The sequence below is a fragment of the Streptomyces sp. MB09-02B genome (genome assembly GCF_033794485.1).
Classification (GTDB): domain Bacteria; phylum Actinomycetota; class Actinomycetes; order Streptomycetales; family Streptomycetaceae; genus Streptomyces.
This window is the reverse complement of record NZ_JARGEE010000070.1, coordinates 1-20,629: the sequence shown is the minus strand read 5'-3', so window position 1 is coordinate 20,629 and position 20,629 is coordinate 1. Positions and strand designations below refer to the sequence as shown.

Annotated in this window: 16 protein-coding genes; 1 reads left to right on the top strand and 15 read right to left on the bottom strand. The window is 69.5% G+C overall.

Translation table 11 applies throughout. From position 1 onward, the window contains the following. Positions 1–352 precede the first annotated feature (352 nt). From P1P70_RS13110 to P1P70_RS13050, 13 genes are all read right to left on the bottom strand, one after another. The gene (locus P1P70_RS13110) at positions 353–1,087 is read right to left on the bottom strand and encodes an SDR family NAD(P)-dependent oxidoreductase (RefSeq protein WP_319236994.1); all 735 of its coding nucleotides are present in this window, start codon (positions 1,085–1,087) and stop codon (positions 353–355) included. 134 nt (positions 1,088–1,221) lie between these two features. Continuing rightward, on the bottom strand, positions 1,222–1,572 hold the full coding sequence (locus tag P1P70_RS13105; RefSeq protein WP_319236993.1) for a cupin domain-containing protein: 351 nt from the start codon (positions 1,570–1,572) through the stop codon (positions 1,222–1,224). A 62-nt stretch (positions 1,573–1,634) separates the two neighbouring features. Then, entirely contained in the window at positions 1,635–3,008 is a 1,374-nt protein-coding gene (locus tag P1P70_RS13100; protein ID WP_319236992.1) for an NAD-dependent succinate-semialdehyde dehydrogenase, read from the bottom strand. 51 nt (positions 3,009–3,059) lie between these two features. Then, a complete protein-coding gene (locus tag P1P70_RS13095; RefSeq protein ID WP_319236991.1) occupies positions 3,060–3,902 on the bottom strand; it encodes an ABC transporter permease in 843 nt (280 codons plus the stop codon). Further along, positions 3,899–4,801 (bottom strand): ABC transporter permease, encoded by a 903-nt coding sequence (locus P1P70_RS13090; RefSeq protein ID WP_319236990.1) that lies wholly within the window; start codon positions 4,799–4,801, stop codon positions 3,899–3,901. The genes P1P70_RS13095 and P1P70_RS13090 overlap by 4 nt, the downstream gene beginning before the upstream one ends. A 3-nt stretch (positions 4,802–4,804) precedes the next feature. Continuing rightward, on the bottom strand, positions 4,805–5,935 hold the full coding sequence (locus P1P70_RS13085) for an ABC transporter ATP-binding protein (RefSeq protein ID WP_319237005.1): 1,131 nt from the start codon (positions 5,933–5,935) through the stop codon (positions 4,805–4,807). Between the two features lie 28 nt (positions 5,936–5,963). Then, positions 5,964–7,061, bottom strand: coding sequence for a polyamine ABC transporter substrate-binding protein (locus P1P70_RS13080; RefSeq protein ID WP_319236989.1), 1,098 nt, complete (start codon positions 7,059–7,061; stop codon positions 5,964–5,966). Positions 7,062–7,420: 359 nt separating this feature from the next. Then, a complete protein-coding gene (locus P1P70_RS13075) occupies positions 7,421–8,107 on the bottom strand; it encodes a haloacid dehalogenase type II (RefSeq protein WP_319236988.1) in 687 nt (228 codons plus the stop codon). A 52-nt stretch (positions 8,108–8,159) separates the two neighbouring features. Further along, positions 8,160–9,242, bottom strand: coding sequence for a phosphotransferase (locus P1P70_RS13070; protein ID WP_319236987.1), 1,083 nt, complete (start codon positions 9,240–9,242; stop codon positions 8,160–8,162). Between the two features lie 23 nt (positions 9,243–9,265). After that, complete coding sequence (locus P1P70_RS13065) at positions 9,266–10,615, bottom strand: aspartate aminotransferase family protein (RefSeq protein ID WP_319236986.1); 1,350 nt, start codon at positions 10,613–10,615, stop codon at positions 9,266–9,268. Positions 10,616–11,102: 487 nt separating this feature from the next. After that, positions 11,103–11,837, bottom strand: a complete 735-nt coding sequence (locus P1P70_RS13060) for an IclR family transcriptional regulator (RefSeq protein ID WP_319236985.1) — start codon at positions 11,835–11,837, stop codon at positions 11,103–11,105. Positions 11,838–11,917: 80 nt separating this feature from the next. After that, positions 11,918–14,776, bottom strand: coding sequence for an FAD-binding and (Fe-S)-binding domain-containing protein (locus P1P70_RS13055; RefSeq protein ID WP_319236984.1), 2,859 nt, complete (start codon positions 14,774–14,776; stop codon positions 11,918–11,920). 96 nt (positions 14,777–14,872) lie between these two features. Then, entirely contained in the window at positions 14,873–16,150 is a 1,278-nt protein-coding gene (locus P1P70_RS13050; RefSeq protein ID WP_319236983.1) for an FAD-binding oxidoreductase, read from the bottom strand. Between the two features lie 696 nt (positions 16,151–16,846). On the opposite strand from P1P70_RS13050, the gene P1P70_RS13045 reads away from it, so the two are divergent. Continuing rightward, positions 16,847–18,019 (top strand): ROK family transcriptional regulator, encoded by a 1,173-nt coding sequence (locus P1P70_RS13045; protein WP_319236982.1) that lies wholly within the window; start codon positions 16,847–16,849, stop codon positions 18,017–18,019. A 119-nt stretch (positions 18,020–18,138) separates the two neighbouring features. Here P1P70_RS13045 and P1P70_RS13040 read toward each other — a convergent pair whose 3' ends face one another. Together P1P70_RS13040 and P1P70_RS13035 are read right to left on the bottom strand one after the other, a co-directional pair. Next, positions 18,139–19,374 (bottom strand): MalY/PatB family protein, encoded by a 1,236-nt coding sequence (locus P1P70_RS13040; RefSeq protein WP_319237004.1) that lies wholly within the window; start codon positions 19,372–19,374, stop codon positions 18,139–18,141. A gap of 200 nt (positions 19,375–19,574) precedes the next feature. Beyond that, positions 19,575–20,629 (bottom strand): RICIN domain-containing protein (locus tag P1P70_RS13035; protein WP_319236981.1); only part of this gene is annotated, 1,055 nt, incomplete at its 5' end.

Here is a 20,629-nt window from a genome sequence, read left to right as displayed (position 1 = left end):
ACGTTTCGGTCGGGCCGCCGGCCTGCTTTCGCCGGTCGGCGCAGCAGGGGTCAATTATTGGTCCTGGCGGTCGGTGGCGGTACTGATGCCGACTTCGGGGTGAGGGGGCGTCAGGCTGCGGAGGTGGTCGGACTCGGGTCGGCACAAGGGCATCTGCTGGAAGTATCGACCTTGAGGCAACGAAGGTCACGTGCCTGGGCGCTGACGAGCGTGGCAAGGTGCCCAAGGCTCCCTGCCGGCGGAGCGCGTGGTGGCCTTGTGGTAGTCGGGCCTGCTGCGAGACTCCCGAGGTGCGGACCGGGTCGACGCGAAGATGGCTCGCGGCCGCGGCCCCCTGCTACCTGACCTCGGCTCAGAACGCCGTGTAGCCGCCGTCCACGGGAAGGACGGCGCCGGTGATGTACGACGACTCCGGGCCGGCGAGGAAGAGGACCGCGTCCGCGATTTCTTCGGGGGTGGCGAGCCGGCCGATCGGGATGGAGTTCTCCCTGGTGCGCCGGTAGGCAGCGGGATCGGGCCGCCGCTGGAACGATGCCTCGATGACGGGCGTCACCGTCAGGCCGGGTGCCACGACGTTGACGCGGATGCCGCGGTCCGCCCATTCGACGGCGGCGCCGCGCGCGAGCGCGATGAGGCCGCCCTTGGCGGCGGAGTACAGGGTCTGGTTCGGCATGCCGACCATGCCGAGCCGCGAGCTGACGCACACCATCGACGCCCCCGACTCCGGTGCCAGCGGCATCAGATGCTTCATGACGAGGAACGCGCTCAGCAGGTTGCTGTGCAGCACCTCGCGCGCGTCGCCGTAGCCCATCTCCTCAAGGGGGCTGGACGCCTGGTGCCCGTGGCACAGGACGACGACCTCGACCCTTCCCAGACGGTCCGCCGCGCGGTCGGCGAGCTCGGAGACGAAGGTCTCGTCGTTGACATCGCCGGGCAGGTAGAAGTCGTCGGCATGTTCCTGGGGCGGCTGGGGTCGCCGTCCGGTGAGCAGGAGGTTGGCTCCCTCGCGACGAAAATGGGAGGCGACTGCCTGACCGATCCCGCTCGTCGCTCCGGTGATCACGGCGTTGACGTTCTGAAGTCTCATAGGGGCCCTCATCAGAGCTGGGTGCCGAGTGGACCGGCCGTAGTCGGCTGCGGCGCTTGCGGCAGGGGCGGAGCACCGGAGCCACCGAGGGCCCCGGTGGTGTCGATCCGACCGGGAGTGCCGTCGCAGGGCCGTCACCTGCCGATGCTGTACACCTTGCGGATCGTCTCCTTGACGTCCCAGCGGCCGGACCAGCCCTTGGGCTGGACGATGACATCACCGGCGGAGATCTCGAAGGTCTCTCCCGTGGCCGCGTCGGTGATGACCGCGCGGCCGCTCAGGATGTAGCAGGTCTCGGTGTCCTCGCGCTCCTCGACGGGCCACCCGCCGGGCTGGGACTCCCACACACCCGCCAGGACCGTGTCGTCGGTGTCGAAGCGGAGACGGCCCAGCTGCGGGTCGCCGGAATCCGCACCAGGACGCCGGCCGATCGGTTCGAGAGCACCGGTGATCTTCGTGGCAGGAACATGGACGAAAGCGGACATCAGTGGGTTCCCTGGGTAGATCTGTTCACGCAGGACAGAGAATCGGAGGCGCTCAACACCCCCTAGGCCACGGGCACGGCGAGGTACTTGTACTCGAGGAATTCGCCGATGCCTACGCGGCCGCCTTCGCGGCCGAGGCCGGATTGCTTGACGCCTCCGAAGGGGGCCGCGGGGTTGGAGACGAGGCCGGTGTTGAGGCCGATCATGCCGCTTTCGAGGCGTTCGCTGACGCGCAGGGCGCGGTCGAGGTTCTGGGTGAACAGGTAGGCGGCCAGGCCGAACTCGGTGTTGTTGGCGGCGGTGACTGCCTCGTCCTCGGAGTCGAAGGTGAGGATGGCGGCGACGGGGCCGAAGACTTCGGTGTCGTTGATGGCGGCGTCGGCGTGGACGTGGGTGAGGACGGTGGGCGGGTAGAAGCAGCCCGGTCCTTCGGGGAGTTCGCCGCCGGTGAGGACGGTGGCGCCGTGCTTGACGGCGTCCCGCACCAGGTCGTGGGCCTTGCTGCGGCCGGCGTTGTCGATGAGGGGGCCGACGTCGGTGCCGGGCTGGGTGCCGTCGCCGACGGTGAGGGCGGCCATGCGGGCGGTGAGGCGCTGGGCGAACTCGTCGGCGACGGAGGTGTGCACGTAGATGCGGTTGGCGGCGCAGCAGGACTCGCCCATGTTGCGCATCTTGGCGACCATGGTGCCTTCGACGGCCACGTCGAGGTCGGCGTCGTCGAAGACGATGAGGGGGGCGTTGCCGCCGAGTTCCATGGAGGTGCGGATGACGGTGTCGGCGCACTGGGCGAGCAGGATCCGGCCGACCTGGGTGGAGCCGGTGAAGGAGAGCTTGCGGATCCGGCCGCCGCGCAGGAGGGGTTCGACGACGCCGGCCGCATCGGAGGTGACGACGATGTTGAGGACGATGGTGCAGCCGGCGGCGACGGCGGGGCCGATCTTGCGGGTGCCCATCGCCAGGGGGAAGTTCCAGGGGGTGATCAGCAGGCAGGGGCCGACGGGCTGACGGGTGACCAGGAGGCGGTTCCTGCCGTCGGGGGAGGTCGTCATGCCGCCGTCGATACGGACGGCTTCCTCGGAGAACCAGCGGAAGAACTCCGCTCCGTAGGCGACCTCGGCACGCGCCTCGGCCAGGGGCTTGCCCATCTCCAGGGTCATCAGCAGGGCGAGTTCTTCGGTGCGCGCGATGATGATGTCGTAGGCGCGGCGCAGGATCTCGCTGCGCACCCGGGGCGGGGTCGCGGCCCAGGCCGCCTGCGCGGCGACGGCAGCGTCGGCGGCGCGCTGTCCGTCGGCGGGAGAGGCGTCGGCGACCCGGCACAGCTCCTCGCCGGTGGCGGGGTTGTCGACGGACAGGGTCCGGCCGGACTCCGCGTCCTGCCAACTCCCGCCGATGAACAACTGCTTGGGAACATCACGGACGACGGGCGTGGTCATGACTGTGTCTCCTTGGACTCTCCCCCGGCGCCAGGGGTGGGCGCCTGTGGGTCAGGTGAGGGGTTCCACGGGCAGGACGCCGCCTTGGCTGTTCCTGGTGCCGCCGAGTTTGCGGACGAGGGCGACCAGGGCGAGGGCCAGGATCGCGAGGGCGATGAGGACGGCGCTGACCGCGGTGACGGTCGGGTCGACGTCGAACTGCAGGGCGTTGAAGACCAGCACCGGCAGGGTCCGGGTGTCGGGGGTGGACATGAACTGCGCGATGAAGAACTCGTCGAAGCTGGTGATGAACGAGAACACGGCGGCGGCGATCAGACCCGGTGTGGCCAGGGGGAAGGTGATGCGCCGGGCGATGGTCATCCTGCTCGCGCCCATGCTGGCGGCGGCGTCCTCGAGCCGCTCGTCGATGCCGCGCAGCGTCGAGATGAGGATGAGGATCGCGATGGGTGCGGCAAGCACGGTGTGGCCGAGGGCGATCGCGAGGGGGCTGCCGAGCATGCCGGCGGGTTCGAAGAAGAGGAACAGGCCGAGTGCGATGACCACTTGGGGGATGAGCATCGGGGCGAGGACCAGTCCGTAGACGGCCGCGTGCAGGGGGAGGCGGCCGCGGGCCAGGGCGGTGGCGGCGGTGACACCCAGGACGAGGGAGAACACGGTGGTCAGGGAGGCGACCAGGCTGGACAGGGCGATGGAGGTGGCCCAGTTCCCGCCGGGTGCGGCCATCTGCTCGTACCAGCGGGTGCTGTACTCCTCCGGGGGGAAGGTGCCGATGCCGTCGGCGCCGAAGGAGGTGACCAGGATGATGACGATCGGCATGGCCAGGAACAGCAGGATCGCGGTGGCGCCGAGGGCGCGGGCGACGTGCCCGGCCCGGGTCGCGGGCAGTTCCATCATGTGCTGCCTCCTCGTGCGGCTGTCTTCTTGCGGCGGAGCTTGGCCAGGCCGAGCACGCCGAGGCCGGCGAAGGTGAGCAGGAGCAGAATGACGCCGAACGCGGCGGCGGAGTTCCACTGGTCCTGCTTCATCACCTGCTGGTCGATCAACGCCGCGACCACGGTTTGCTTGCCGCCGCCCATCAGGGCCGGGGTGATGTAGTAGCCCAGGCACAGGATGAAGCTGAGCAGGCCCGCGGTCCCGATCCCGGGCGCCACCAGCGGCAGGTACACCCTGACGAAGATCGTCCATCGGGAGGCACCGAACCCGGCGGCCGCGGCCAGCAGCCTGCGGTCGACGCCGCGCATGACGCCCTGCAACACCAGGACGGTGTAGGGGAGCATCACCGAGGTGGTGCCGATGACGACACCGGTCTCGTTGTAGAGCAGCGAATAGGGTGCGCCGGGTGCGTGCAGTGCGCCGGCCAGTGTGTTGATCAGGCCGTGTTCACCGAGCATGATGATCCAGCCGTAGGTGCGGACCAGGGCGCTGATGAAGTGCGGGACGACCACGATCAGCATGGCCAGCGCCGCGAGGACGGGCCTCATCCGGGCGATCGCGTGGGCCAGGACGAACCCGACCAGCAGGCTGAGCACCGCGGTCTCCGCGGAGATCCTGAGCGTGGAGAGCAGAACCGAGAGGTTCACTCCGCTGAGAGCGTCGGTGTACCAGTGGAGGGTGAGACCCCCGGCGTCGCCCTCCAGACTGAGGGAGAGGACGCCGATGATCGGATAGACGAACAGGACCAGCAGGAACACCGTGACGGGCACGGCGTTGACCAGCGCGACCCGGGAGCGGTGCCCGCGCATCGCGGACATTCTGACGCGCACCTTGGCGGGTGCGAGAGCGTTGCCGGCCATGGCTCACCCCCCGTCCGTCTCGTCGAAGACGCTGACGTCCTCGGGGTCGGCGGTGACGCAGACGCGTTCGCCGGGGTGAGGCGGAGTGTGGGCGGTCTCGATCCGCAGCGGCGGCGTCCCGGCGGCCGCTCCGTCCAGGCGCACGCTGACCCGGGTCAGCGAACCGCAGTACACAGCCGTCTCGACGGTGCCGGTACAGCAGCTCTCCTCGGCGCCGGTCAGGCGCAGCTTGCCCGGCCGCACGGCGGCCCGCACACGCTGCCCGGGCGCCCAGGCGTGCGCGCGGGCCTTGAGCAGGCCACCGGTGTCCAGTCGCACCGGGGTGCACCCGTCCGCCGTCGACTCCGCGACCTCGCCGGCCAGGAAGTTCGCCGCACCGAGGAAGTCGGCGACGAAGGGGGTGCGGGGGCGTTCGAACAGACCGCGGGGGGTGTCGAACTGCTCGATGCGGCCGTCCTTCATGATGGCGATACGGTCCGACAGGACCAGCGCCTCCTCCTGATCATGTGTCACATAGATGACGGTCAGGCCGAGTTCGCGCTGGATGGACTTGATCTCGGTCTGCATCTGGTCGCGCAGCTTCTTGTCCAGCGCGCCCAGCGGCTCGTCCATCAGCACGATCGGCGGACGGTAGACCAGGACCCGGCACAGCGCGACACGCTGCTGCTGGCCACCGGACAACTCACGGGGCTTGCGGCCGGCGAACTTCGACAGCCCGGCCGCCTCCAGCGTCTCCCCGACCCGGCGCCGGATCTCCGCCTTGTCCACCCCGCGCAGCTGCAGCGGGAAGGCGACGTTCTCGGCGACGGTCATATGGGGGAAGAGCAGGTACTGCTGGAAGACGAAACCGAAGTCACGCTTGCCGGGGTTGAGCCCGGTGATGTCACGGCCGTCGACCTCGATGGTGCCGGAGTCGGGCTCCGTGAACCCGGCCAGCATCATCAGTGTCGTCGTCTTCCCGGACCCGGAGGAGCCCAGGAAGGTGACGAACTCACCCGCCGCGATCTCCATGTCGACACCGTCGACCACCGTCGTCCCGCTGTAGGACTTCCGCAGCCCCGTCACCGACAGCGACCTGCCGGTCGGGGCGTTGGACCGGGGGGCCAGGACGGCGGCGAGCTCGTCGGCCGACATCTTCCCGGTGCTGATCGTGTTGGTGCTCTCAGGCATCCGCCCACTCCTGCCAGCGCTTGGTGACGGCGTCACGGTTCTTGTCCCACCAGGCGACGTCGGCGTCGAACCCGACCTTCAGGTTCTGCGGTGAGGTCGGCAGCGTGGCCAGGACGTCCTCCGAGAGCAGCTTGATGGCGCCGGGGACGACCGGGCCGCCGGGGTAGAGCTTGGCGAAGGCCGCCTGCACCTCGGGACGCAGCGAGAAGTCGATCAGCTGGTAGGCGGCGTCCGTGTTGTCCGCGCCCTTGGGGATGCCCCAGCCGTTGGTGAGTCGCCGGGCGCCGTTCCACTGGTAGGCGACGGGCATGCCCTGCCTGATCAGCTCGTCCGCGCGGCCGCCGTACAGGCTGCTCGCGACGACCTCCTTGCGGCCGAGCAGGACGGCCGGCAGGGCACCGGTGTTCCAGAACTTCTTCACCCCGCCGCGGACCCGAGACATCGACTTGAAGGCCCGGTCGACGTCCAGCGGGTACAGCTTGTCCAGCGGGACCCCGTCGGCGAGCAGCGCGAACTCCAGCTCCGGGATGTCGACCTCGGCGCTCTGCAGGGAACGCGGACCGGCGAAGGCGTCGGTGTTCCAGAAGTCGGCCCAGTTCTTCGGGACCCGCTTCAGGCTGTCAGTACGGTAGGCCATCAGGCTGCACCACACGTTCTTGCCGACCGCGTGCTCCGGCAGCTGGTGCTCCGGGATGCCGGCACCCTTGACGCTCTTGAGGCGGTCGTGGTCCATCGCCTCCAGACAGTCCATGCGGGCCATCTTCTGGAAGACGAGCAGCGAGTTGTCCATCAGGTCGACCTGCGGACGGCCCTGCTTGACCTGGGCGATGACCTGCGCCGACTGGTAGTTGACCGTGCTGACGGTGACGCCCGTCTCCTTGGTGAACGGCTCGTAGATCGCCTTGGTCAACGCGTCGTTGTAGGCGCCGCCGCTGTTGCTGACGACGAGCCGCTTCTTACCGCCGCCGCCCGACGAGCCGCGGCTGCCGCCGCTGCCCATCAGGGTGCCGCAGCCGGTCACCGCGGTGGCGGCGGCCAGCGCGCCTGCGGTGCGGAGTACGGTTCTGCGTCCTGTCCGGTTGCTTTCCATGGCGGTGCCTCCTGGGGATCGCTCGGAATACGGGGATTCCGTGATGCGGGGACGTACGGGTCCTGTGGGGGGCTTTTCGCGCGCCGTCTGATCGGCGGAGGGGAACGCGCGGGGTCTGGGAGACCTGCCGCGCGAAACCCGGGGGAAAGAGAAGAAGGGGGATATGTGCGGTGAAGCCGCACCGTAACAATGACGAGGCAATCAGAGCGACGTTCGTTCCTATCGATTTGATTACCGTCGATCCCGCGGTCCACAGAGGCGACAGCGGGTCATGCCGGAGTTTCGTCCTGCACGGCAGCGCGGACCACGAAGTGACGTCCGTGCAGCGGTGCCGTGCGGGACGGGCGTGCGTTACCTGCTCAGATGCCGAGCATGGTGTTGAGCTCGTCGAGGGACTTCACGGTCACGTAGTCGTAGCCGTGGGTCACCGGGTCGTAGCCGCGGTCCAGCAGGATCAGGTTGCGGAAGCCCATGTCGTGCATCGGCATCAGGTCGTAGCGGGTGTGCGAGGAGACGTGCACGAAGTCCTCGGGGGACGCGCCGAGCTGGTCGAGCATGTACTCGAAGGCGGCGTACCGGGGCTTGTAGTAGCCGGCCTGCTCCGCGGTGTAGACCGCGTGGAAGTCCGCCCCGAGCCGGGGCACGCTCTCCTCCAGGAAGGAGTCGTCCGCGTTGGACAGGATCACCAGCTTGTACTTCTCGCCCATCTTCTTCAGCGGCCCCGGCACATCCGCGTGCGGGCCCCAGCCGCGCACGCCGTCGGCGAAACGCCTGCCGGCGTCCGGGGCCACCTTCAGACCCCACCGATCGCAGATCCGCTCGAAGGACTCGTGCAGCACCTGCTCGTAGGGGTAGTAGGCGCCGCGGACCTGGTCGTAGCGGTAGCCGCGGAACTCCTTGACGAACTGGTCCCACTTGTCGGCGGGAACCTGGTCGCCGACCAGTTCACGCGTGATGGGAGTGATCTGGTAGTTGATCAGCGTGCCGTAGCAGTCGAACGAGACGTACTTCGGACGGAACTGCAGAGAGGGGATTTTGTTGCTCATGACGGGGCTCCGATCTTTCTCTTACGGAAATGGGGTGGAGCGGTTGTTTTTTTCAGGCGTGCCCGTGCCGGGAATTGTCGAGTTGCGCGATGACGTCGTTCAGGCTCACGGCCAGGGCGCGCTCGATGTTGGTCCAGTCGTCCTTGGCGTGAGCGAGGAGATACTCACGCCGTTCCGGTGCGCGCTCCGCTCGCCAGTTCGTGAGAAGCGCGCGCAGGGTGAGTCGTGCCAGTGCGGCAACCGGGAGCAGGGGGATCTCCGAGTCCCTGAGCGGCCGCTCCCGCTGGTATCCGGCGACGAAGGCGCAGGCGTCCCGCCAGGGGTGCTCGGGTGTCCGGCCGAGCAGATTCGCCATCGGTACGGCCGGGTCGAAGATCAGGGCGCTGCGCACGGTGTCGCCGAAGTCGATGACACCGGTGACGAAGTGATCGTCACTCTTCGGATCCACCACGACGTTGTAGGGGCTGAAATCGCCGTGGATCACCTGTGTCTCGAGGTCGCTCAGCCTCGGGACGACGGCGTCGTCGAAGTTCCAGAAGACCTCTCGGGCCAGTCGACGGTGCTCGGGGCTCGGTGTGTACTGCACCAGGCTGGTCAGCCGGTGGAAGTGGCGGATGTCCCACACCAGCCCGCGTCCGTCGGCGGGGTGGCTGAACTCCCGCAGCGCCACGTCGACGCGTCCGAGCATCGCGCCGGCCCGCGCGAGCTGCTCCGCGTCCGGGCTGATCTGTGCCAGGACCGGACCCGCGACGAAGTCGAACACCCTCAGGATCCGTGTCCTGCCGTCGTTCAGCCGGATGGCCACGCTGTCGTGCCCGTCGGCGGTCGGCTTCACTCGCTGGACCGGCAGGTGCGGGGCAGCGCTTTCGAGGAAGCGCATCGTGGCGGTCTGGAGGTCGACGATCGCCTCCGGCTCGTCCGGCGGGGAGACCTTCACGAGGTAGTCACTCGCGTCGGTCCGGAGCCGGAAGGTGTCGTCCTTCTCGGTCGCCAGGCGTCCGAGACGTCCGTTGAGGTGGTAGTGCTTGTCGAGGAAGATGCTCACCAGCACCACGTCGACGGGTTCGTGCGACGACGTCAGGCCGCTCTCCTCGAGGAGCCGTAGGGCAAAGTCGGTTGCCGGTGAGGTGTTCACGGTCGGTCCCTTCGGCCAGGCTGCTACAGACGGTTCTTCGCGACCTCGGCGAAGGTCTCCAGGAAGCGGGTCACGTCGGCGGAGTCGAAGGCCAGCGGCGGGCGGATCTTCAGCGTGTTCGCCGACCTGCCCGTGCCGTTGATGAGGATCCGGCGGTCGCGCATGTCGTTGATGACGTCTTCGGCCAGCAGACGGTCCGGCTCGAGGGTGTCCCGGTCCTTCACGAGCTCCACGCCGACGTACAGACCGGCGCCGCGGACCTCGGCGACGTGGGGAGAGTCCTTGGTGATCTCCCGCAGTCCCGCGCGCAGGGCGTTGCCGCTCTCCAGGACCCGCTGCTGCACGTTCTCCGTCTCGAGCACGTCCAGCACCGCCGCGCCGGCGGCCACGGGGATCGAGCTGCCGCCGAAGGTGTTGAAGTAGCGGACGTTGCGTCCGAACTCCTCGCTGACCTCGGGGCGGAACACCACACCCGAGATCGGCATCCCATTGCCCATCGGCTTGCCCATGGTGACGATGTCCGGCAGCACGCCGAGGCGGCTGAAGCCCCACATCGACTCCCCGAGCCGGGCGAAGCCCGACTGGACCTCGTCCGCGATGTAGACACCCCCGGCCGCGTGCACCTCCTCCACCACACCCCGCATGTAGTCCACGGGATCGGTGAAGATGCCGTCGCTGGTGTAGGCGCAGTCGGTGATCAGGGCCGCGAGCCGGTAGCCGTGGCGTTCGAGGTCGTCGATCGCGGCACGTACCTGTCGGCGCATGTGCTCGGCGAGCGTGGTTCCCGGCGCGGCCAGGCGCGGGTCCGGCGGGTCGATGAGCCGGACGTTCGGACCCAGCGGCGACCCTGCGCCCAGATGCGGGGAGAAGCTCGCGACCTCCCGGGTGATGCCGTGGTAGGCCCAGCGGGTGACGATGATGCCCTCGCCGCCCGTGTGGAACCGTGCCACGCGCACCGCCAGGTCGTTCGCTTCCGACCCGCTGCACGCGATGCTCAGCCTCGACAGTTCCTCGGGGAACGTCGCGAGGAGCCGCTCCGCGTAGTCGACCAGGGCTTCCTGGACGTAGCGCGTGTTGGTGTTGACCGCCGTCATCTGGCGGGCGACCGCCTCGGCCACGTGCGGGTGGGCGTGCCCGACGCACGGGACGTTGTTGTAGGCGTCGAGGTAGTCGTTGCCGTCGCGGTCGATCAGGTGCGCCCCGTGACCGGAGACGAACTCGACCGGCTCCTTGTAGATGAGTGTGTAACCAGGACCCAGGACCTTGTCGCGGCGCTGGATGGTCTCCTGGAGGTGTTCGGGGAGTTCGCTCGTTGCCCCCGGGATGAACCGGTTGGGGTAGTTGGCGATTGCCCGACTAAGCGTGGAAGTCATCGGCAGGCACACCTTCAGTCTTGTTTCTTCGAGGTTGCTCGCTGCTGTGGCTGAGACCATACCATCGTTCGTTCCAGTTCCAACCTGAAACTAGAAAACTTTTTGGCTGGATCTGAGAGGGGTTCGGGCCGTGCTGCACGCCGGCCTGCCACGACTGTTCGACCTTGGCGTGCGGGCGGTGCCGCCGGGCCCCATGGAGGTGCGTACGACCATGTCGGCGCCCCGCGCGAGCAGCAACGCGGCGGGTGGTCGTGGAGCCGGTGAAGGGCGGTTTCCGGCCGCCGTCCAGCAGCGCTCGCCCGCCTCGTCCGGCGCGCCTGCTCGGCGAGCGGGCCTTCCCTGGGGCCGTCCCTGGCTCTCCGTCGGCGACATGGCGGAGGACCCCGCCGATGGCGGGGTCCTCGACGGACGCGGGGGCACGGTCCGCGGCGCTACTCAGGCTTCACTGGGTCGCGGCCTCGGCCGGCAGTGAGAACCGGGACCTGACTCAGCCGAGGTGACGGGCGGCGATCCGCGCCCCCGTCTCCTTCACCAGCCGGCCCAGTTCGTCGAGCCGACCGGGATCGAAGCGGGAGTCGGGCAGCGAGACGGCCACGGCGGCCAGCGGTGCGCCGGCCCCGTCGAGGACGGGGGCCGCCACGGTGCAGACCCCGGGGCGGTACCGGTTCCGGTCGACGGCGTACCCGCGGTCTTTGACGCGGCGGAGCTCCGCGAGCAGGTCCGCCGTTGCGGTGACGCTCTCCTCGCGGTGCTCGCCGAGGCCCTCGAACACGGGTGGGCCGACCTCCGGCGGCAGCAGGTGGGCGAGGATCGCGTGCCCGGTCGCGGTGGCGTGCGGTGGGGAGGTCTCGCCGAGGGCCTGGAAGGTCCGTACGGGGTGGTCGCAGTCGACCCGGTCGACCACGACCATCTCGTTCAGCGCGTCCGGCACGGACAGGTGGACCGTCTCGTTCAGCATGTCGCGGAGCCGCACCATGGGCTCACGCGCGGCGGGGAACAGACTGGCGCCGCGCTGGGCCGCGGGCCGTACGCCGAGCACCCGTGCGCCGATCTCCCAGCGGGTGGTGTCGCTGTGAAGCGCCCGTAGCCAACCTGCCTCGACGAGTGCCGCCACGGTCCGTCGCAGCCTGCCCTCGGGCACCCCGACGATCCGCGACAGCTCTCCAGCGGTGACCGGCTGGTGCCGGGCCACGGCCTCCAGGATGCGGAGCGACCTCGTCACGGTCCTCGACCGGCGGGAATGGTGCCACGGGCCGGCGCCGCCCCGCGTACCGCTCGCGGGCAACCGGGCCAGTACCCCCGTCAAGAGGTCTCTCCCGGGCGATCGGTGGCGGGGTCCAGGAGTTCCGCGAGGTGCAGGGCGCGGACACCCTGGTCTCCTGCGAGGTGGTCGATCTGGGTGGCGCAGCTGAAGCCGTCGGCGACCACGGGCCGTCCGTCGAGGTTGTCGAGACGAGGCTTGAGGGCCAGGTCGGCGACGGCGACGGAGGTGTCGTAGTGCTCTTCCTCGAAGCCGAAGTTGCCGGCGAGTCCGCAGCAGCCTTCGGCTTCGTCGACGGTGCGTACGCCGAGTCTGCGCAGGAGCGTGCGGGGGTGGCGGCTCTTGAAGGTGGCGTACTCGTGGCAGTGGGTCTGGAGCACCACGTGCTCGGGCAGCGGCGGCGGGGTCCAGCTCTCGTCGGCGAGGTCGGTCAGTGCTCCGGTGAGGGTCTGGACGCGGTCGGCGACGCGCCGGGCGGCGTCGGTGTCGAGGAGTTCGGGGACATCGCGTCTGAGGGCGGCGGCGCAACTGGGTTCGGCCACGATGATCGGCCGGTCGTCGCCGTCGTCCAGGGCGGCCACCGTACGGGCCATGATCCTGCGTGCCACGGACAGCTGGCCGGTGCTGACCCAGGTCAGGCCGCAGCACAGGCCTTCCCGCGGGGTGCAGGGGATGCCGGCGTCGGCGAGGACCCGGCTCGCGGCGCCGGCGACTTCGGGGCGGAAGGCGCGGGTGAAGCTGTCCACGAACAGCACGGCCGTCGACGGTTCTCCCGTCCGCACCGCGCGCAGGATCCTGCGCAGGGCGCGCCGGGAGGCGAACGCGGGGATCCTCCGCTTGGTGGTGATGCCGCCGAGACGGGCCAGCAGCTTCCCGACGGGGCCGCGCAGGAGGGCGTTGAGCGGACGGGCGGCGTATCCGGCCGGCGCCGAGGTCAGGGGCAACCAGCCCAGTGAGTAGTGGGAGCGGGGTCGCAGGCGGCCCTTGTAGTGCTGGTGCAGGAACTCCGCCTTGTAGGTGGCCATGTCGACGCCGACCGGACAGTCGCTGGAGCACGCCTTGCAGGACAGGCACAGATCGAGGGCGTCCCGCACCTCGGTGGAACGCCAGCCGTCTGTCACGGTCTCACCCCGCACCATCTCCTGCAGCAGGCGGGCCCGGCCACGGGTGGAGGCGTTCTCCTCGCCCGTGGCCCGGTAGCTCGGGCACATCACACCGCCGGAACCACTGCGACAACGGCCCACACCCACACAGCGGCGCACCGCACCGGCGAAACCGTCCCCGTCGTGCGGGAAGGCGAAGGATGTTTCCAGCACAGGGAGTTCACGCAGGGCGAGGTCGGCGTCGAGGGGGGCCGGGTCGACGATGACGCCGGGGTTCAACAGCCCCTCGGGGTCGAAGACCTTCTTGAAGGCGGCGAACGCGCGGATCATCCGGTGGCTGTACATGACCTCGAGCAGCTCACCGCGCGCCCGCCCGTCGCCGTGCTCACCGGACAGGGTGCCGCCGTGCTCGACGACCAGCGCCGCCGCCTCGGTCAGGAAGCGCCGCATGACCGTCCGCCCGGCCGCGGTCGCCGGGTCGAAGTCGATCCGCACATGGACACAGCCGGCGCCGAAGTGCCCGTAGAGCACACCGGTCAGCTCGTGGGAGACGAGCAGCTTACGGAAGTCGCGCAGGTAGCCGGCCAGGTTCTCCGGCGCCACCGCCGCGTCCTCCCAGCCCGGCCAGGACTCCCCGCCGACCACCGGACGCGCGGCCAGCCCGGCCCCGTCCTCGCGCACCCGCCAGAGCGAACGCCGCTCAGCGGGGGTCTCGACGACCCGGCCGCCGGTCATGCGCCCGCGCGCCCTGAGGGCGTCCAGCAACTCGGCGGCCCTGCTGTTCACCGCGGCCTGGTCATCGCCTTCGAGTTCGACGTACAGCCAGGCGCGGCCCTCGGGCAGGCCGGTGACGGAGTCCGGGCCGCGGCGGGCGCGCATGGTGGCGACGATCTCCTCGTCCATGCCCTCCACCGCGCTGGGCGACCAGCGCAGGATCTCCGGCACGTCCTCAGCCGCCTGCACCACGTCGTCGTAGCCGAGGGCGAGCAGGGTGGAAGCCTGTGCGGTCGCCACCAGGCGGACCGTCGCGGCGGTGACGACCGCACAGGAGCCCTCGGTGCCCACCAGAGCACGGGCCATGTCGAACCCGTTCTCCGGCAGCAGGTGGTGCAGCTGGTAGCCGGAGACCTGACGCGGGATGCGGCCGAGCTCGGTGCGGAGCAGCGCCAGGTTGTCGCCGATCAGTCGCTTCAGATCGGCCTCGATCCGGGCGACCAGCCCGGTGTCTCCGGGATCCACCGGGTGCAGCCCGGTGTGGTCGGCAACGGCCCGCACGCCGTCGGCCGTCACGATCTCCAGGGCCTCGACATGCCCGCTGGTCCGACCGTCGCGCACCGACCGGTTCCCGCACGCGTCGTTGCCGATCATGCCGCCGAGGGTGCAGCGGCTGTGCGAGGACGGGTCAGGACCGAAGTCCAGTCCGTGCGGCGCCGTCGCGCTGCGCAGCACGTCGAGGACGACACCGGCCTCGACGCGTGCGGTACGTGCATCGACGTCGATGTCCAGGATCCGGTTCATGTACCGGGAGAAGTCCAGGAGCACACCCGCTCCCACGGCGTTGCCGGCCATGCTGGTGCCGCCGCCTCGGGCGGTGACCGGGACGCCCGTCTCCCGGCAGGCCCTCAGCACCGCGACCACGTCGTCGGCGGTGCGCGGGAAGGCCACGGCCCGGGGCGGCACACGGTAGTTGGAGGCGTCGTAGGCATACGGACCCGTCGCCCCCGGTCCGGTCGCCACCCGCAGCGCGGGGGCGAGCTCGGCCAGCCGGGCGACCAGGGTGTCGACGGCGGCCGTCATCGGTCCGCCACCCTCGACGGGCCCGCCGCTCGCGACGGGACGGCAAGGAGGACCTCACGGCGCTCCACACGTGTGCTCAGCATCTCTGTCCCGCGCCTACTTGACGACGTCGAGGAACTTGTAGAAACCGCCCGCGAAGGGCAGGAACCAGGGCGGGCCGAAGTGGCCGGGGATCCGCTTGAAGGGCAGGTCGCTCCAGGGGTTGGCGCCGGCGTCACCGTCCATGTACGCGGCCATCTGCTTGCCCATGTGCGTGGCCATCTGGACGCCGTGGCCGGAGTAGCCGAGCGAGTAGAACAGCCCGTCCTGCTCGCCGGCGTGCACCATCCGGTCCATGCTCATGTCGACCAGACCGCCCCAGCAGTAGTCGACGCGCGCCTGCGTGAGCTGCGGGAAGACCTCGGTCATCGCCTTGTGCAGGATGCGGCCGCTCTTCGCGTCCGACTGCTGGTTGGACATGGCGAACCGGGCACGCCCGCCGAAGAGCAGCCGGTGGTCCGGGGTGATCCGGAAGTAGTTCAGCAGGTTCAGGGACGTCGACGCCATCCGCCGGTTCGGCAGGAGCATGTCGCAGACGTCCTTGCCCAGCGGCTCGGTCACGATGATGAAGCTGCCGACGGGCGCGATCCTGACCTGCTGCCAGCGGAACGGCCGGCGGGTGTGGCCGCTGGTGGCGACGAGCACCTGGTCGGCCTGGACGGTGCCGCGCGGAGTGATCAGCTCGTGCTTGGTGCCACCCAGTCTGTTGACCTGCTCGACCGGCGCCTTCTCGTGAATGGTGACGCCGATCCGCGCCGCCGCCTCGGCGAGTCCCTTGGTGAACTTGCCGACGTGCAGTCCGGCGCTCCGGGCGTCGACCATGCCACCGTGGTAGAGGTCGGAGCCGATCTCGGTGTGGAGCTCGTTCTTGGAGATCAGACGGGTCTCGATCCCGAGCCGGCCCGACATGATCTCGTGGGTCTTGCGCAGGCCGTCGAAGTGGGCCGGCTTGGACGCCAGGTTGAGCTTGCCCGTGCGAGCGAAGTCGCAGTCGATGTCCTCTTCCTTGACGAGGTTCTCGATGGTGTCGACCGCGTCGTGGTAGGCCAGCAGATACCGCTTCGCGGTGTCGAAGCCGTACCGCGACACCGCGGAGCGGAATCCGATCGACATGCCCAGGGTGGCCATACCACCGTTGCGTCCCGACGCGCCGAATCCGACCGTCTCCTTCTCGAAGACATGCACGTCGGCGCCCTTGCGCGCCAGGTGCAGTGCCGCCGAGAGGCCGGTCAGACCGGCTCCGATGATCGCCACGTCGACGCGCCCGCCGATCTGGGTCCGGGATCTGTCCGGTCCCTGGGGTGCGGTGTCGAGCCAGTAGGGGGTGAACTTCATATCGCTGCTCTCTCTCCTGCCAGTGCCGTCAGCCGCTCTGAACGGAAGGGTGCTCGCTGCTGCGCTCAGACCATACCATTCTTCGTTCCAGTTCCAACCTGAAACAAGAATCTTTGGGGTTCCGTTGACCACTCGAATTCGCCGGGCGCGGCCGGGGGTGAGCCCGCGGTGGTCCACAGTCCCTCTTTTCTGCATATAACGCCCCAACCTAAGTCCCGAACGGGTACGTGACCAGTGCCCTTTGTGGCGGAGGTGGCCCGCTGTGGACCGTTCCCTTCGACGGAGAGGCGCTGAGCGTGAGTGGTACGCTCGCTCGCATGCGGTCAACTCGCCCTGCCTGCAGGGCGATCAGCGCCACGACGCCACCGGCGTTCCGGTGGTCGACCGCACAGGGGTCCACCGTCTGATCGCTGCTCGCTGCCGACAGTCAGTTGGTCATCGACCCCCAGCCTCCTGGTCCGCCGCCACGCGGCGATGCTGCCTCGGAGTGCTTCGGGGACCCTCCGGAGTGCATGACAGATGAGCCGAGAACCGTCCGGCAGGACGAACGACGTGGGCACGGACTTCAGCCCGCCCACCCGAGCGAAAACGATCGGTGCAGAGGAACGGCCGCCGGCCGTCGCGTCGCAGCCCGCGATCATCACGCCCAAGCCGGTCACGGCCCGAGTGGCGTATCGGGCTCGCTATGGTCATCACGTGACCACTAACCCCACCTCGCGCGACTACAACAAGGCGTCGGTCCTTGACGTGGTCCTCGCGCACGCGCCCCTGACACGGAACAGGCTCATCGAGCTGACGGGCCTGAGCAAGGCCACCGTGTCCAGAGCGGTGGAGGAACTCCGGTCCGACGGCTTCGTCGTGGACGGCGGGGTCGACGACGTCAGCGGACGCGGCCGCCGGTCCACCTACCTGGATCTGCCCGGCACGACCGGGCACGTGGTCGGGATCAGCTTCGGCGCACAGACCACCGGTGTGCTGGTGACCGACCTGCGGGGCCGCGAGATCCAGCACATGACGGTCCCCACCGCCGACCACCAGGAAGTCGCGGACGCCGCGCGCTGGTTGGTCGACCTGATCGCGCAGGCCGCCGAGTCCGCGCAGGGCCCCCTGCGCCAGATCGTCGCCGCCGTGCCCGGCCGGGTCCGCGACGGCACGGAGATCTTCGGCCCCGCCGAGTCGATGAAGATCTTCGAGGGCTCCGGCCTCCACCGTGCCATCGAGGACCTGGTCGAGGCGCCGGTGCTGCTGGACAGCGATGCCAACGCGTCGCTGCTCGGGATCCTCACCAACGACGCCACCATCACCGACGCCGCGCTGTTCAGCGTCAGCACCATACTGAACTTCGCCAGCTGCACGGATCACGAGCTCGCCCGGGGGAGGACGCCCACGTTCGGCGACATCGGTGTGCTCGGCGCCGGGGTCGGTGACGAGATCCTCGACGAGCTGCTCAGCACGCGGGGGCTGCTGCGGTTCGCCCGTAAGCGGGGGCTGGACCTGGAGCGGGTGGAGAACCTCTGGGAGGAGCCGACGCACGGCGTGGAGGCGCGGGCCGAGGTGCTGGAGGCGTTCACGACGGCGATCGTGACCGCCGTCAGCGTCGTGGTCGTGACGCTGGACCCGGAGTCGGTCTACTTCGTGGGTCGTCTGCGTCCGCTTGTCGACGAGGTGCTTCCCGAGGTGCGCAGGCGACTCGAGCGGAGCCTTCCGGCGGTCCCGGAGATCAGGACGGTACCGCATCTGATCGGTATCTCGACCGCGCAAGGGGCGGTCTACGCGTGCCTGACGATGGCTCAGGAGAGGTTGCACGAGGCGGTACTGGAGGCGCGCCGCCAGGGCCAGGCCGCCGAGCAGTCTCCGCCGGCCTTCTGATCCGACGCTCGGCGCTCGACGGGCCACGGGCGGCGGGCTACGGGTGTCGGCACCGGGGCACCGGCGAACGCAGGGGAAGTCGTCGCGTGCGTGGACCGTGGCGGGGGAGAGGACCGTCGCTACGGCGCGTGGAGTACGGCGGCGCGTCCCATGCGGGTGACCGCCTCGGTGAGGACGGCCTGGGAGGTGGCGAAGTTCAGGCGGACGTGCCCGGCTCCTCCCGTGCCGAAGATGTGGCCGGCGGACAGGGCCACCCTGGCGTGCTCCAGGAACAGCTGTGCGGGGCCGGCCAGGTCGGTGACCACCGCGAGATCCGGGGTGTCCTGTTCCCGGGCGAGGCCGAGGGACCGGCAGTCCAGCCAGGCCAGATACGTCCCTTCCGGTCGCGCGTATCCGATCCCGGGCAGGTGCGCGGCGACGAGTTCGCCCAGCAGGGTCCTGTTCGCGTCGAGTCCTGCCAGCAACGCGTCCAGCCACCCGTCCCCGTGCCGGAAGGCCGCCGTGTGGGCGATCACGCCCAGATGGCTGGCGCCGTGGTGGACCTCCTCGGGCATCCGGTGCAGGTCGGCGGCCGCCTCCGGGCCCGCGAGCGCGAGCGCGGCCTTGATGCCGGCGAGGTTCCAGCCTTTGGTCGCCGACATGAGAGAGAAGGCGTCCTCGGCTCCCGGCACGCTGAGGTAGGGCGTGAACGAGGCGCCCGGCAGGACGAGCGGGGCATGGATCTCGTCGGCGACGACACGCACGCCGTACCGGCGGGCCGACCTCGCCACGGCGGCGAGCTCCTCGGAGGTGTGCACCGTGCCGGTGGGGTTGTGGGGATTGCTGAGCAGGTAGGCGATCCTGCCGTTGCCGCTCTGCCTCCGGGCACTCCGGAACGTCTCCTCGAGCGTGTCCAGGTCGATCCGGAGGTCCGGCCCGAGGGGTGATTCGACGATCCGGCGGTCGTCATGGGCGATGAACGCGTAGAAGGGCGCGTACACGGGTGAGTTGACGACGACCGGGTCGCCGGGGCCGGTGATCAGCCGCAGCACCTGCACGGCGCCCATCATGACGTCCGGAATGATGGCGGCACGGTCGATCGCCAGGCCGTCCCAGTCCCAGCGCCGCGAGGCGAAACCGGCCAGCGACTCGGCGAACTCGGTCCCGGCCGGATAGCCGGTGTCACCGGTGTCGATGGCCTCACGCAACGCGTCGGCGACCGCCGGCGCGAGCGGGACGTCCATCTCCGCCACCCACAGGGGCAGGACGTCCGCCGGATGCGTGCGCCACTTCATGCTTCCGCGCCGGCGGAGCCGTTCGAGCGAGAGCTCCTCCAGAGGGTTCGCGAAACTGCTGCTCCGGGCGCCGACGCCCATGGATCCGTGCTCGTCCACATCATTCACGTTCAGCATTGGACCACCGTTCGATCTCGACCACGTGCCGAGGGTAGGGACGACACACCGCATACGAGAAGACCCCCGCGGCCAAGAGACAGCAGATCCGCCGTCGCCGCCTGCTCGGGCGGCGACGGCGCGAGGCCCGTCGGGTCGTCCACCCGACGGGCCTCCCGGCCGTGTCAGAGGGTGCGGCGCTGGAACTGCTGGTTGGTGCCGGTTCCGCAGGTCCACTGGATCAGCTTGGCGCCGTCGCCGGTGGAGGCTCCGCTGACGTCCAGACACTTGCCGCTCAGGCGGGAGACGAGACGCACATGTCCGTCGCCGGCGTCCTGGAGTTGCCACTGCTGGTTGGTGCCCGAGGAGCAGGTCCACTGGATGACCGGATTGTTGTTGGACGTGATGTTGTCGGCCACGTCCAGGCACTTGCCGCTGTGCTCGGCCATCAGCCGGACGTAGCCGCCGCCCATGTCCTGGAACCAGTAGGCCTGGTTCATTCCGCCGTTGCAGGTGTACTGGGTGAGTTGGACGCCGTCGTTCACCGACTTGCCGGGTACGTCGAGGCACTTGCCGCTGTGCCGCGCGGCCAGTGACTCCCACGGACCGCCGACGCCGTCCACCGTGCCGGCGGCGGTGTCGATGCTGATCTGCGGGTACCAGGCCATGGTCATGGTGGTCGCCGTCGGGAACTCCAGCGGCAGCCAGACGTACTTGGAGGCGTTGACGTTCTGCCCGAAGGAGTTGCCCCAGCGGTCGCCCATGTAGAGGTACTCGGTGCCCGAAGTGCCCTGCACCGGCAGGACGTACGTGGTCTGGGAACCGTACGCGGTGGCGTCGCCGACGTTCTGCAGGCCGCTCCAGGTGCCGGTCACGCTGGTGGCGGTGGCGTACTTCTGCTGGTTCGGGTTCCAGCCGGTGGCACCGGACGTGAGCAGGAAGTAGACCCCGTCGCGCTTGAACAGGGCGGGTGCCTCCCGTAGTTGACCGGGCCACAGCAGCTGGACGCGGCTCTCCACGCCGAGGTAGTCGGCGGTGAGACGGTAGACGTGCAGGTCGCGGTTGTTGTTCGCGGCCGAGATCATGTAGCCGGTGCCGTCGTCGTCCCGGAACAGGGTGATGTCGCGGGACATGTAACCCAGCGGGCGGAAGCTGCTTTGCCAGGTGTAGTCGCCGTCGACGGTGTCGGAGACGGCGACCGCGGCGCGGGCCTGGTTGTAGTCGCTGCCGTTCTCCTTGT